14 protein-coding genes are annotated in these 15,120 nt (G+C 34.6%); 12 read left to right on the forward strand and 2 right to left on the reverse strand.

The window, feature by feature from the left end; all coding sequences use genetic code 11:
• Positions 1-16: 16 nt before the first annotated feature.
• The 6 genes from U5907_03730 (at position 17) to wecB (ending at position 7,080) form a co-directional block, all read left to right on the forward strand.
• Positions 17-1,258, forward strand: a complete 1,242-nt coding sequence (locus U5907_03730; GenBank protein WRQ33760.1) for an O-antigen ligase family protein — start codon at positions 17-19, stop codon at positions 1,256-1,258.
• 798 nt (positions 1,259-2,056) lie between these two features.
• Complete coding sequence (locus U5907_03735) at positions 2,057-3,148, forward strand: glycosyltransferase (protein WRQ33761.1); 1,092 nt, start codon at positions 2,057-2,059, stop codon at positions 3,146-3,148.
• Positions 3,149-3,151: 3 nt separating this feature from the next.
• The gene (locus U5907_03740; protein WRQ33762.1) at positions 3,152-3,793 is read left to right on the forward strand and encodes a CatB-related O-acetyltransferase; all 642 of its coding nucleotides are present in this window, start codon (positions 3,152-3,154) and stop codon (positions 3,791-3,793) included.
• Positions 3,794-3,796: 3 nt separating this feature from the next.
• The gene (locus U5907_03745; GenBank protein WRQ33763.1) at positions 3,797-4,819 is read left to right on the forward strand and encodes a polysaccharide biosynthesis protein; all 1,023 of its coding nucleotides are present in this window, start codon (positions 3,797-3,799) and stop codon (positions 4,817-4,819) included.
• Positions 4,816-5,931, forward strand: coding sequence for an NAD-dependent epimerase/dehydratase family protein (locus U5907_03750; protein ID WRQ33764.1), 1,116 nt, complete (start codon positions 4,816-4,818; stop codon positions 5,929-5,931). Before U5907_03745 ends, U5907_03750 begins: the two co-directional genes overlap by 4 nt.
• Positions 5,932-7,080: a UDP-N-acetylglucosamine 2-epimerase (non-hydrolyzing) gene (gene wecB, locus U5907_03755; protein ID WRQ33765.1), complete on the forward strand. Its 1,149-nt coding sequence runs from the start codon at positions 5,932-5,934 to the stop codon at positions 7,078-7,080. It begins immediately after the preceding gene.
• Here wecB and U5907_03760 read toward each other — a convergent pair.
• Positions 7,077-7,541 carry a hypothetical protein gene (locus U5907_03760; protein ID WRQ33766.1) on the reverse strand — a complete coding sequence of 155 codons (465 nt, stop codon included), beginning with the start codon at positions 7,539-7,541 and terminating at the stop codon, positions 7,077-7,079. The two genes, wecB and U5907_03760, sit on opposite strands and share 4 nt — an antisense overlap.
• A gap of 525 nt (positions 7,542-8,066) precedes the next feature.
• Between U5907_03760 and U5907_03765 the strand changes: the two genes are divergently transcribed.
• The 4 genes from U5907_03765 (at position 8,067) to U5907_03780 (ending at position 12,384) form a co-directional block, all read left to right on the forward strand.
• Positions 8,067-8,930, forward strand: coding sequence for a GNAT family N-acetyltransferase (locus tag U5907_03765; GenBank protein WRQ33767.1), 864 nt, complete (start codon positions 8,067-8,069; stop codon positions 8,928-8,930).
• 148 nt (positions 8,931-9,078) lie between these two features.
• Entirely contained in the window at positions 9,079-10,275 is a 1,197-nt protein-coding gene (locus U5907_03770) for a glycosyltransferase family 4 protein (protein ID WRQ33768.1), read from the forward strand.
• A 181-nt stretch (positions 10,276-10,456) separates the two neighbouring features.
• Positions 10,457-11,566, forward strand: a complete 1,110-nt coding sequence (locus U5907_03775; protein WRQ33769.1) for an ATP-grasp domain-containing protein — start codon at positions 10,457-10,459, stop codon at positions 11,564-11,566.
• Entirely contained in the window at positions 11,563-12,384 is an 822-nt protein-coding gene (locus U5907_03780) for a polysaccharide deacetylase family protein (protein ID WRQ33770.1), read from the forward strand. Before U5907_03775 ends, U5907_03780 begins: the two co-directional genes overlap by 4 nt.
• Positions 12,385-12,588: 204 nt before the next feature.
• Here the strand turns inward: U5907_03780 and U5907_03785 are convergent, their stop codons facing one another.
• Positions 12,589-12,978 (reverse strand): transposase, encoded by a 390-nt coding sequence (locus U5907_03785; protein ID WRQ33771.1) that lies wholly within the window; start codon positions 12,976-12,978, stop codon positions 12,589-12,591.
• A 187-nt stretch (positions 12,979-13,165) separates the two neighbouring features.
• On the opposite strand from U5907_03785, the gene U5907_03790 reads away from it, so the two are divergent.
• The gene (locus U5907_03790) at positions 13,166-14,341 is read left to right on the forward strand and encodes a glycosyltransferase family 4 protein (protein WRQ33772.1); all 1,176 of its coding nucleotides are present in this window, start codon (positions 13,166-13,168) and stop codon (positions 14,339-14,341) included.
• Positions 14,342-14,505: 164 nt separating this feature from the next.
• Entirely contained in the window at positions 14,506-15,117 is a 612-nt protein-coding gene (locus tag U5907_03795; GenBank protein ID WRQ33773.1) for a sugar transferase, read from the forward strand.
• The last annotated feature ends 3 nt before the right edge of the window (positions 15,118-15,120 follow it).

The following is a 15,120-nucleotide window of genomic DNA, read 5'->3' on the forward strand; positions in this document are numbered from 1 at the left end:
TCCTGAATTTAAGATAATGGGGAAATATAACTATACGAAGCTCAATGTTTTTTTTTCAACTCTGAATTTTATTTTGCTATTTGTAGGCTATCAACTTGCCACTAGTTTATTATTACCAATATCATCAAGTATTGAAGGGATTTCTCGTTCAGTAACGGTCCCATATAGAGGATTTGCATTACTTATATCACTTGTAGTTATTTTTCTTAACATCAAACGAAAAATAGGTAAGACTCCCGTTGCATTGAAAGTGCTATGGATATTTTGGATTGCTCTGATAATAAGGATTTTTTATGACACAAATATTCGTACTGATGTTCACTTGAACGATACAAGACAACTGTGGCTGTATGTGTTTGGCATATGTCTACCAGCAATGTTTTCTGTAATGAAGAGCATTAAGATGATAGATCTTGAGAAAGCGTTGAAATGGGTTTATTTTGGAACTGTTCTTACGCTATTTCTTTCTCTGTTCACCAATACATCGCTCTTATTAGATTCTGCTGAAGTTACAGGTAGAGCAGAAGCTAATTTAGCCTTTGATTCAATAGCATTTGGCCATTTGGGTACAACAGGCGTAATATTGTCTATGTTCTTGCTATCGAAAGCAGGTGTATCTCTAATTAGAAAATTCATCTATTTAGCTGTAATTTTATTATCTTTCTTTGTAATTGTGAGGGCCGGAAGTAGAAGCCCTGTTATGGCACTAACTGTTATTGTCCTTTTTTGGTTATTCGCTAGAGGTAGAAATATATTGTTTGGTACAGTGTTTATTGCAATAGCAACAACATTATTGGTTGTTTTCATTAAGCCAATTCTTAATTTCATGGGTAATATATCACCTGTGATGGAGTCTAGATTAAGACTTGGAATATATGAACAAGATTCAAGTGGACGTGATCTTCTTTATGAGAGAGCTATTAATTTATTTACGAAAAGTCCTATTCTTGGCGAGCAATTTGCTCTATTTGATAATTATGGTGGTTTTACATATTCACATAATATCATTTTAGATGCTTTTATGGGTTTGGGTATTTTAGGAGGATTATCGATGATTTATTTTTTGTGGAATTCTCTTAAAAAAAGCTATTTGGCTATAAAATATAATGATCCTATTTTTTGGGTTTCACTATTATTAATTCAACAGATTGTTCTCAATTTGTTTTCAAGTGCTTTCTATTATAATCAACTGTTAAATGCTTTGCTAGTTTTTATATTTCTATATTCAGTTAAGAGACCAACAAAAAAACTATATTGAAATAGATTGAAATAGATTGAAAAAGACTGATAAAGGAATACTCTACTCCATAGTTTTGGAGTTGTTTATAATACCCTAAAAAAATTGGACCATGTACTTAATTGAAAAAAAACACAAATTAACCCATGGAAAAAAGAGGAACCGACGCAAATTTAGCTCAAGTTTCAAGGCTTTGATAGCCATTGAGGCATTATATTGAGGCATTATAGGAGAGGAAAATCACTTTAGGAAATCAACGTAAGGTTTGAAGCTACCCAAATCATTTATCTCATAGAAAACAAGAGTTTCTATATAACCTTTCAAGTTTTTTTGGTAAATCGGTTGTAATAACAGCAAAAAAATATCCAAACTCATAGTATTACTAAAAATCATCAAGTACAAGTTTAATATATGACATTTTTTACAATAATTTCGTCTAATATATTGTTATTAAGGCAATTGTATTTGCAAAAGGCCCTAAAAATCAGTATTTTTAAGGAAAACTTATGACTTTATTCTATGAGTTATTGTATTGGTATTTACAGGAAAGAACATATTAGAAAGATAAGAATGTTAAAACCACAAACGGCGTGCAGTGAACTTGTTTAAATATGGACTTGACCTTGTATCTGACTACCTTTTAAACCCTTACTCAAACTGTAAAATTGATATATTTTAAATTTTTGTAATGTACTTAGAAGAACAAGTTCAAAATAATACGCTGTTGGATATTTGCTGTAATCATTTTGTAAGCTTCCTATGAGTAGGATGGTGCAACTTAAAATAGAATAGTTAGAAAATTGATTGAAATATGGAAATATGGAAATAGAATCAAAAATTCATAAAAAAAAGAAGTTATTAATTTTATACAATAAGTTATTTCATTATAGAATTCCAATTTTCAATCTTTTAGCTGAAGAATATGATTTGACTGTTGTTTATTCATATAATTCAAATGAAAAAATCATTTCTCAATGTAATTTTAAGACAAAGTTTATTCCAATAATTAAAATTTGGAAGTTTGTCTTTCATAAAACTAATATATCAAAATTTTGCGATAATTATGATATTGTTATAGCTTATGGTCAATCTACATGGTTAAGCTATTCGTCATTAGTATTAAAGAAGAATAGGAAATTTAAGCTTATATTTTGGACTATTGGAGCACCTGCTTCTTATACTAGAAATTATGGAGAAGCCGGACGTTTGTATTTTGCATTTAATGATTTTTTTGATCACAAAGCAGATGGATTGATTTTTTATTCAAATAATCCAATCGAAATGCATCATAAAAGAGGATATCCTAAAGAAAAGATGTTTGTAGCCGATAATACAGTAAAAGTCTTAAAACAAAATATCAATCCAGAAATAAAAAATGCAATTCTATTTATCGGTTCTTTATATTTAGAGAAAGGGTTAAATATATTATTGGATTCATATTTAGCTGCATATAAAGAAAATATTGCTATTCCAGAATTAAATATTGTCGGTGGAGGAAATGAATATAACAATATATTTGAGTGGATCAAGCAGAATAATTTATTAGATAAAATCCATCTTTTAGGTCCAATTTATGATGAGAAAACTAAAGCTGAAATATTTTCAAAATCTATAGCATCAATTTCTCCATTACAAGCCGGACTTTCTGTCCTTGAAAGTATGGGTTATGGAGTACCATATATTACAATGAAGAATGCTATTACGGGTGGAGAAGCATTTAATATAGACAATCATGTTAATGGATTAACTTTAGATGACATAAGTGAATTCAAAAACATCATATTAGATATTTCAATAGACAAGCCAAAATATATTCAATTTGGACTAAATGCTTATAATCACTATTGGAAAAATAGAAAACCTGAAGATATGGTTAAAGGTATTAGATACGCAATTGAACAAAAAATATAATATATGAAGAAATACATTTTAGGTTTATTAAAATATCTTTTCTACAAGAGGGTTTCATTGTTAGCACAAGTCACCTTTGATTCAAACATTTCAAGAAAATCAAAGGTTAATAGATTTTCTAAAGTTTATTCATCTAATATATTAGATTATTCATATATTGGTCCAAATACTGAATTAGTCTTAGTCAATATTGGAAAGTTTTGTTCTATCGCTCAAAATTGCAGTATTGGTTTGGCTACTCATACAATTGAAAACATTTCAACTTCTCCAATATTTACTGAAAAACATAATGGCACTTCTTTTTCATGGATTGAAAAAGATACTCTTAATTATAAACCAAAAATTGTAGAAATTGGAAATGATGTTTGGATTGGAAAAAATGCAACAATTCTTAGTAACATTAAGGTGGGTAATGGCGCAATTATTGGTACTGGTGCTATTGTTACAAAAGATGTTCCAGATTATGCTGTCGTTGCGGGAGTACCAGCCAATATTATCAAGTATAGATTTTCCAAGGAAATTATTAATAAGCTTTTAGAAATTAGGTGGTGGGATCTACCAGAGATAAGTTTGAAGAAAAACATTCATATATTTCAAAAAGAAAAAATAACTCTAGAAGATTTAAATAGGATTATCCTCAAATAAAATATGATACAATTTTCTAAGAAAACCCTACTAATAACTGGTGGCACCGGCTCTTTCGGTAACGCAGTTCTCAAACGCTTCATTAATGATGATCGTTTCAAAGAAATTCGCATTTTTTCCCGTGACGAAAAAAAGCAGGACGATATGCGTCACTCCATACAGAATCCAAAAGTCAAGTTTTATATTGGTGATGTACGGAATAAACGTTCGGTGGATGGAGCTATGCGGGGAGTGGATTATGTGTTTCATGCTGCTGCCTTGAAACAGGTTCCTTCTTGTGAGTTTTTCCCTATGCAGGCGGTTAGGACCAATGTGATAGGGACTGAAAATGTATTGGATTCGGCAATTGAACATGGTGTTAAGAATGTTGTGGTGCTTAGTACCGATAAGGCGGCCTACCCTATCAACGCTATGGGAATCAGTAAGGCTATGATGGAAAAAGTTGCTATTGCCAAAGGGCGTTCTTTGGGTGTTGATGCATCTACTACTATTTGTTGTACCCGTTATGGCAATGTGATGGCTAGTCGTGGGTCGGTGATTCCTTTGTGGGTGGAGCAGTTAAAAGCGGGCAAACCAATTACAATAACCGACCCTAAGATGACTAGGTACATGATGACTCTTGACGATGCTGTGGATTTGGTGCTTTATGCATTTGAGCATGGTAAAAACGGTGATCTTTTTGTGCAAAAAGCTCCTGCTGCAACATTAACAGTATTAGCTGATGCGTTAAAAGGTCTTTATAAATCTAATAATGAAGTCAGGGTTATTGGAACACGCCATGGTGAAAAGCTATACGAAACCTTGGTTACCCGTGAAGAGATGTTCAAAGCCCAGGATATGGGAGACTACTACAGGATTCCTGCAGACAGCAGGGATCTGAACTACGACAAGTTTTTTGTTGAGGGCGAAGAGGATATTTCTAAGGTCGAAGATTACCACTCCCACAACACAAAGCAACTGAATGTTGAGGAGATGACACAATTGTTGCTCAAACTTGAGTTCATACGTGAAGATTTGAAATTATGATTAGGGTAGGAATTACAGGGCAGGCAGGGTTTGTCGGGACTCATCTTTACAACCACCTTGGGCTGGCCCCGGATAAATACAAGCGGATACCATTTGAGGACCGCTTTTTTCGTGACTCTGCTTTGCTAAAGAGCTTTGTTAAGCAATGTGATGTTATTGTCCACCTGGCTGCTATGAACCGCCACCCCGACCCTCAGGTGATTTATGACACCAATATCGGGTTGGTAAAGCAGTTGATTGATGCTATGGAAAGCGAGGGGGTTACTCCGCATGTGTTGTTCTCCTCATCTACCCAGGAAGAGTTGGACAACCTTTATGGGCAGTCAAAGAAAGATGGTCGTGAACTATTGGAGCAATGGGCTTCAAGACATAATGCATCTTTCACCGGATTGGTGGTACCCAATGTTTATGGTGAGTTTTCCAGGCCAAACTACAACACTTTTATTGCCACATTTGCTCATAAGCTGGTCAATGGCGAGCAGCCTCAAATTATTACCGATAGCAGTGTGAAACTAATCTATGTGGGCTCACTCTGCAAGTTTATAATAGGTCAATTTGAAAACAAGGGAGTGTCAAGGGTTAACGTACCATTTGATTTTGAACGCAAGGTGAGCAGCATACTCTGTCTTTTTGAGCAGTTTAATTCATTGTATGCACACAATGGTTTCATTCCAAACTTGGCCGACATTAATGAGGTTAACCTTTTCAATACATTCAGGTCTTATCTTGATTATAAAAACAAATTCCCTGTCAAGCTGGTTAAACATTCCGACAACCGTGGGATGTTTGTTGAGACCATCAAACTTGGAGTTGGTGGCCAGGTATCCTTCTCCACTACCCTGCCGGGAATTACACGTGGCAACCACTACCATACCCGCAAGATTGAGCGGTTTACAGTTATAAGGGGGAAAGCCAAAATACAGCTTCGCAAGATTGGGAGCGATGAGGTAATGGACTTCTGCCTGGATGGGAACGAACCGTCATATGTGGACATGCCTGTATGGTATACCCACAACATCACCAATATCGGTAAAGAAGAACTTTATACACAATTTTGGATTAACGAATGGTACAATCCCGAGGATGGGGATACATTTTTTGAGGAGGTATAGATGAAAAAACTAAAGGTAATGACAGTTGTAGGCACAAGACCCGAGATAATCAGGCTTGCTTGTGTGCTGCAAAAACTGGATAAAAGCGAAGCAATACAACATACCCTGGTACATACAGGGCAAAATTACGATTACGAACTCAATGAGGTCTTCTTCGAAGATTTGGGTCTTAGAAAACCAGATTACTTTTTGAATGCAGCAGGTAAAAATGCTACCGAAACAGCAGGACAAATCCTGATTAATGTCGACCCGGTATTGGAGCAGGTTAAGCCCGATGCATTCCTTGTGCTGGGCGATACCAACTCATGCCTGTGTGCCATTGCAGCAAAGAAAAGACATATTCCCATCTTCCATATGGAAGCCGGAAACCGTTGTTTTGACCAACGTGTTCCCGAAGAGAGCAACCGTAAGATAGTCGACCACACTGCCGACATCAACCTTACCTATAGCGATATTGCCCGTGAATATCTGCTTGCCGAAGGGTTGCGTCCGGACAGGATAATTAAGACGGGTAGCCCAATGTATGAAGTTTTGATGCAATACCTGCCAAAAATTGAGAGCTCTGCAATAATAGAGAAATTGAATTTAGAGGAAGGAAAATACTTTGTTGTATCTGCTCACCGGGAGGAGAACATTAATTCCGAAAGGAACTTCAATAACCTGGTCCAAATCCTGAACGATATCTCTTCCAAATATGACTACCCTGTAATTATATCTACACATCCCCGCACCCGAAAGATGATTGAGGCCAAAGGGGTTACTTTCCATAAGAATGTACAGTTGATGAAGCCAATGGGGCTTAGCGACTACAACAAACTTCAAATGAAATCATTTGCAGTATTGTCTGATAGTGGCACCATCTCCGAAGAGTCATCAATATTGAATTTTAGGGCATTGAACATCCGCGAAGCCCATGAACGCCCCGAAGCCATGGAAGAAGCCTCAGTTATGATGGTTGGGCTAAACCCTGAACGAGTGATGCAAGGGCTTGTGCAGTTGCAATACCAGACAATTGGCTCTGACCGTAATTTTAGACCGGTTGCAGACTACAGCATGCCAAATGTTAGTGATAAGGTTGTCAGGATTATTTTGAGTTATACAGATTATATTAAAAGAGTAGTTTGGAGTGAATACATCTCACTTATTTAATCATAATTTAGTTTCGCAAGTAAAAAATCAAGTAAAATTTTTGCATAAAAAAAGGCATAGGGAGTATCTGTAATACACAGATTATTAGTATATTTAAGTGCTAAAACAAAAAATACTATAAGCCCTATGCCAATACTCAAAAATAGCACGATTTTATCAGAAATCAGCATATTCTTCAAAAAGAATGATTCAAACAACGCACTTCTTACCATCATGGAAATGCTAAATGGAATAAATATGTCAGAAAAGACCTTGCCGCCCGCTTTGTCAAGAAAAGGGATGAAGAATCTCCTGTAGAAGCGAGAATGTCTGAGTATAAACAAAGTAAGATCCATATGATGATTGTGATGATAACCCGAGCCATAAGGAAAGGGGTACGTTTTGATTACGTACTGGCAGACAGTTGGTTCACCTGTTCCGAAGTCGTTCGTTTCATCCGTTCCAGACACATCAAATGTCATTATTTGGGCATGATAAAAATTAGAGAAAAGGGCAAGACCAAATACGGCTTTGACAAAAAAGAGTTGACTGCTCCTGCTCTTATCAAGTTACTTGAAGCCAAGTGAGAGCGCCGATATAGTCGTAGGCTTGGTTGTTACTTGAGTGCGGACGTTATATTTGCCGACACAAAAGTCCGTCACTTTTTTGTAAAGAGAAACAAAAGAGGACCTTGGAACGGATTGATAATTGCTCTCCAATATAACATACTTTCTTTGGCCAAGAGGTTTTCTAGTTACGAAACAATAGGAGGTATCTTTAGGGATATGCAACGCAAAACAATTGAGCTTTCCGTTACAGATCGGATTTGGGGAATCATCCTGGAACTGGTAACAATTATAGCAGAAATATTCACCATTGAAGATCAAGATATCTTCGATGCAGTAATTAATAGATCGGATGAATTGGCTCACTTTATCGATTATTACAAACTAAAAACGGCAAGTTAGAAGCTTGCGAAACTTAAATCATAATTTAATCTACACAATATGGATTATAAAATTGAAAAAACAAATTTTGAAGGTAATCAGATGTTAAAACAATTAATCAACCTTCAAAATGCTGTCTATCCTAACAGAATTTTTACTGAAAAAAACTTTAATCATTGGTATAATCATAATCCAATGGGATCTGTTATATCGTTTAATGCTTTTTATGAGGATAAAATGATAGCTCATTATGCATGCATTCCAGTAAAAATGAATTTTGATGGACGTATTGTTAATGGTTTACTGGACATTGCAACTGTGACTCATCCAGATCACAGAGGCAAAGGATTATTTAAATCTTTAGCAAATGAAACCTTTAATTATGCAATAGAACAAAAATATGAATTTATTATTGGTGTAGCTAATGCAAATAGCTTTCCTGGTTACATGAAATATTTTAATTTTAAATACATTGGGCCATTGGATGTAAAGATTGGTTTTGGTAATAAAATTTACAACCAAATTAACAAAAAAAATTCATTATCTTGGAATTACGAAAGCTTAAAATGGAGATTGACAAGATCTTGTAATTATTTTGTCAATAGTAATACTATATACACAAAATTAAACTTTTGGAAGTTTCGTAGTATCTTAGGTATTAAAGCTATCATGGCTTATATCCCAAGTGATGTAATTTCAGAGGTAAAAACTTATGTTGTTAAATCAAGATACCGATGGATTAGGCCTTTTAATTTATATATTGGATTAGGTGCAAATTATAAAAAAGGTTTCTATATATCATTACCCAAATTTATAAAGCGATCTCCTTTCCATCTTATCTTTCTAGATTTAACAAGTGGAGAGTTGCCGGAACTCACAAAAGAGAACATTTTCTTTCAACTTATGGATTTTGACGTTATTTGACACATGATATTGGTTTAAAGGTTATACATGCAACTTCGTCAACTATTTAATAAAAAGCAGTATAAGTATCTATCAAATTATATTACGGCGTGCCTCATGAATTTGTTATGAATTTGTGAAGGTTATAAATTTTTTATAATAAATGACAATGAACATCCTATTTTTATTCTGTTCTCTTCCAAATCTTTCAGATGACAAATCGCTATTCTCATCATTAATACACGAATTCAAACATCAAGGACATAATGTTTTTGTTTCTGCAAAGGGTCAAAATACATCTAAAACCGAATTGGTTGAAGAAAATGGGATACCCGTTATTCGCATTCATTCGCAAGATTTCACAGGCGTAAGTAACAATTTCAAAAAGGCACTGGGATATATTGAATATTCCATTAAACAAGTATATTATACAAAAAAAAAACTAAGAAATCAGAAAATTGATTTAATTATATCTCACTCACTACCGCCAGAAATTGGATTAATTATTGGAAATCTGAAAAAGCACTTCATATGTCCGTTCTACTTGATTCATACAGATTTTACTTGGCAAGATGCTGTGGCATATGGTTATTTTGGCAAAAATAGCCCTATTGGCCTTTATTATCGTTACTGCGAAAGACGAATGCTCAAATTATCGAACTATATATGTGTACCACTTAAACATACAGTTAAGTATATATGCAATTTCTATCCATGGCTTCCTGAGAGCCGTTTCCGAGTTTGTCAGTTCTGGCAAAAATCTTTTGAAATGGTAAAAAATGATGAATCTCGTAAGAAACTTGGTCTTGAGGGTAAGTTTGTGGCCATTTACGGTGGTTCTGTAGGCCAGGCTCAAAAAATTGAATACATGGTTAACCTGGCTGAAGCGGTTAAAAACAATGAAATGATTATATTCTTGTTACTTGGCAAGGGTGCAAAATTAGATCAAATAAAGAATATGGTACACAACAAGGGACTTAAGAATTTCCTTTTTCTTGACTATATGCCAAAGCTAGAATATTTGCAATTACTATCCTCTTGTGATGCAGGTCTTATCATACTCAATGATATTCACGGTTCTCCTAACTTTCCTAGCAAAACTGCATCATACTTTAATTTGCAGGTACCAGTGCTAGCTGCAATTGATAGTGAGAAAGGTTACGGTGAATTCCTTGACGAAACTCAGACCGGATTATGGTCTATAAGTGGTGATATAGATGCTTTTAAATCTAATCTGCTCAAGATGTATAATAATCCAACGCTTTGCTCTAAGATGAAAGAGAATGAGCTTAATTACTTCCGGGGAAAAATGACTGTAGAATATGCATATAAGCTTATTAATGACCATATTAAATCTAGCATATAATTATTGTGCTATGTGCTATGTGCTATGTGCTATGTGCTATGTGCTATGTGCTATGTGCAATGTGCTATGTGCTATGTGCTATGTGCTATGTGCAATGTGCTATGTGCTATGTGCAATGTGCTAAGTGCAATGTGCAATATTTAAAAATGCAAATATTCAAAAAACAAGCAAACTATTGTAAATGAAGATACTCATCATAGGTGGAGGTCTCCAAGGATTGTCTTTTGCTTCTTCACTTTACAATAAGCACCAGATATCAGTAGTAAGTGATGATATTCAAACAAAATATTGTAGGTTTTATAAGAAGGTATATGACACTTCTTATAGTAACGGTGCTAAACTAATCGAGTTACTGAATTTGGAGCATTATAATGTACTTATACCGATAAGCGATATATCAGTGTCAGTAATTAGTCAGCAAAAGACTGAAATTGAGTCAAGAACAAAATGCAAGGTAGCAGTACCTGATTATGAAAAAGTATATAAGGTAGAAAGCAAAAGTCGCTTCATGGAGTTCTGCAAGAACAATGCTGTTCCACACCCAAAAACATTACAGCTTCCTTTAACTTCACATAGCTTTTCTTTCCCAGCTCTCATCAAACCCGATTATTCTGTTGGAGCTCGTGGTATTACCCGGATAAATTCCATCGTAGAACTGGATGAGAAATTTTCTGCTGTGGAAAAAAGGTTTGGATCATGTACAATCCAGGAGTTTATAGAAAATACTGATTATTACTATAATGTAATGCTTTATCGTAATCCAATAGGAGAGTTCCTAGGCCATACAATAACAAAGATTGTGCGTATGTATCCCGTGAATGCGGGGAGTAGTTCGTGTTGTATCACAGTGGAGAATGATGAGTTGTTGGACATTTGCAAGGATTGCCTGAATAAATTAGATTGGGAGGGCATGGCAGACTTTGATGTATTACAGCGTTTAGATAATGGAGAATACAAAATAATTGAAATAAATGCGCGTGTTCCAGCAAGTTTGAAGGCAGCAGAAATTAGTGGTGTAAATTTTCCAGAAATTATTGTATGTGACACAATGGGTTTACCAGTACCATCTTATTCATATAAACCTGGAAAAATTATGAGGTATTTGGGCATTGATATAATGTGGCAACTCAGATCTCCTCGCAGATTTTCGACAAAACCTAGCTGGTTTAAGTTCTTTGGAAAAAATATTTACTATCAAGACATATACAAGGCTGACCCTTCTACTTGGTGGACTTGGTTTGCTGAGGGACTTAGGAAGATGAGAAGTAGGATTAATAATTTAAAGAGATGAACATACTAACATTCGACATTGAAGAGTGGTACACTTACAAAGGTATTGGATCCGATTTGGAAACATCTAATCGTTTGGAGGGGTATTTGGATATTTTCTTGGATCTGTTTTGTGCTCAGGATATTTGTGCGACATTCTTTGTTTTGGGAGCAATTGTTCGTAGCCATCCACACATTATCAAAAAAATCCATGATGCCGGGCATGAAATCGGGTGCCATTCCGATGTACACAGATGGCTTACCGAGTTCAATGAAGCTCAGTTCGAAGAGGATACTCATAGGGCTATTTCTTCTATCGAAGATGTTATTGGCACCAAGGTTTTGTGTTACCGGGCCCCTGCTTTTTCGATTACCCCACAAAACAAATGGGCTTTAGAGATTCTGCATAAAAACGGTATAGAATATGACTGCTCAATATTTCCTGCCAGCAGGGATTTTGGTGGATTTGCCTGTTTCTCTGCCGACACTCCTTCCATAATTGAGTATGCTGGAATAGAGATGAAGGAGTTTCCTATGGGAGTAACTACTATCTTGGGTAAAAAAATTGCTTATTCCGGTGGGGGATACTTTAGACTACTACCCTACTCCAAAATAAAAAGCATTATCTCTGCACGTGACTACAATATGACCTATTTCCACCTTCGTGATTTCGATAAGGAACAGTCCCGGCAACTTACACTGAGATATTTCAAAAACTATTACGGCATCAACTCGGCAATGGACAAGTTCGATAACCTGATCTCTGACTTCAACTTTATAAACATAGCCCAAGCAAACGACAGAATCTACTGGCCCACGGTTCCGGTAATCAAGTTATAGCTAGTTCATCCCTCGGATATATTCACAACTTATTGACATTTTGAGATTTAAAGTCAAATACTTATTTCAAAAAATTACTATTATGTGGTAATAATGAAACACATCTCCATAAACACAACCTTAAATAGATGATATCCAATAAATAAAGAACACAACATGAATAAAGATTTTAGTGAAGAATATAAAAAGTGGATACAAAAATTGCTAAGTACATGACAAAAATTTAAATATATCAATTTTACGGTTAGAGTAAGGGTTTAAAAGATAGTCAGATACAAGGTCAAGGCCATATTTAAACAAGCTCACTGCACGCCGTTTGTGTTTTAACATTCTTATCTTTTTAATATGTTCATTCCGGTATATACCAATACAATAACACCAGGTAAAGGCTACAATTACGATCGAAAGGAGCTTTCCAATCCTTTCAATGTCGCTCAAATGGGTCTGTTCGATATTGAATCCGCTGGATTTCAGGGCTCTGAATGCCGTTTCTATTTGCCATCTTTTTTTGTAAGTCTCCAATGCTTTTTCAGGATTGCAGAATGATACAAGTATCTGTAGCTCGGGTTTACCATAGAACTTTATTCTTGCCATATTCATGCTTTTCCCAAAATGGGTGTACAGTTTATGGCTTATTTCATTATTTTTGTACCGGGCCCTGGAATTATATCTCATAGAAAAAAGTCAGAAGTTTTCCTTAAAGATACTAATTTTCAGGGCCCTTTGCAAATATAATTACCTAAATATCAACATAGTAAATGATGTTTTCTTAAAAAATGTCATGTACAAAAAATTAACTATTACAATATGGAATATACATATACTACATCTTATCAAAACAAGTCAAGGAGCTAGTTGGGCTCTCAATTTAATAAAGGAAATTACTATTCTAAAACCTGAAATAACATTTAGTGTTGCAATTCCAATAGGTGGAATACATACTAAAGAGTATAAAAAAATTTGCAGAAATGTATATCAACTTAATTATTCTATAGATGTAAATATATTCAACCAAGGCAAAAAGCTAAAAGAAATTGTAGAAATTGATAAACCCGATATCATCCATAGCTGGTTTGCACATACAACGCTATATGCCAGGCTGTTTCTACGGAACTCTAAAACTCCACGATTGTTTGAAGTTGTAGGGCCGCTTCATCTTGAAACATTTCTTTATCGATTTTTTGATGTGAAAAGTGCTCAAAACAATGATTATTGGAAAGCTACTACAAAATACACTTACAACAAATATTTGAAAAGTGGTGTTTTACCTCAAAAACTGTTTTTAAATTATATATGGATTGATCTTGATAAGGTCATGGAGTTTGAAAAAAGTAGTCCTATTCTTAACATTAGGAAACAATACTGTATCCCAGATCACATAAAAATAATTGGCACTGCTTCAAATATGTATCCTCCAAAGTTATTTAATAAAAAAGGAGTTAAAAATCACGAAACTCTTTTAAAGGTATTTAAAAGAGTTTTAGAGAAAAGAGATGATGTTGTCTTAATTATTGGAGGTAAAGCCTATGGAGAGAATAAGAATTATGAGGAGAAACTTAAGAAGAAAGCTAATAAAATTAGTAAAACTAAGATTATATTTACAGGCTTTGTCCCTAACTTGGGGAGGTTAATTACAGAGTTTGATGTCTTTGTTTTCCTTTCTTTATCAGAAAATCTTGGAGGCGTATATGAAAGCTTACTTTTTAAAGTTCCGACTGTAGCTTCTAATAGAGGAGGAATACCTGAGTTAGTCATTGATAACATTACAGGATATACATGTGATCTAAATTCAATTGATAAAATTGTCGAAAAAATAGAAATACTTTTAGATAATCATGAAATAGGTAGTCATTTCAGAGAAGAAGGCTACAAGCGAGTATTTGATATTCTTGATAAAGAAAAATCAATTGCAACATCTATTGATATCTATTACGAACTACATAATGATAAAAACTAATCTCAAGATCTTTCAAATGAAGTATTTGAAACATAATGCTTGAATTAAAGCAGCATGTAGTGAATTGTTTAACAATAACCAAAACCTAGTTTAACACTGACTTTCATGTCTTTTTTTCTAATTATTAAATTCACTTACTTCCATTTTATAAGAACTTAGAATATATGTACAACCGATTTATTAAACGTTTTTTTGATTTCACTATAGCATTCTTGGTGATTATTTCAATTAGTTGGATCCTGATAATCATAGCTATATGGCTTTATATTGTCAACAAAGGTACTAGTGTTTTATTTTTTCAGGAACGGCCAGGTAAGAGAGGAAAGATGTTTAAGGTCATTAAGTTCAAGTCTATGACCGATGAGCGAGATACCGAAGGGAACCTACTTCCCAATGATCAACGTATTACTAATATAGGAAATTTTATCCGTAAATATTCTATTGATGAACTTCCCCAATTGTTCAATGTACTCAAGGGCGACATGTCCTTAATAGGGCCACGTCCATTAATGCCTCGTTATCTACATTTATATTCTTCTGAACAGATGCGTAGACATGAAGTACGTCCAGGCATCACCGGATGGGCACAGGTTAACGGAAGAAACAATATAACGTGGACAGAGAAATTTAAGCTAGATGTATGGTATGTTGACCATTGCAACTTATGGTTAGATATTAAAATTTTGTGGATGACAGTTATAAAAGTTTTGGCAGGTAATGATACCAGGTATGAAGGTTCATCTGTCAACTCTGAGGGTTTTAATGGACACAATTGAATT

It is taken from the genome of Bacteroidales bacterium MB20-C3-3, from assembly GCA_035609245.1.
GTDB lineage: Bacteria > Bacteroidota > Bacteroidia > Bacteroidales > UBA932 > Bact-08.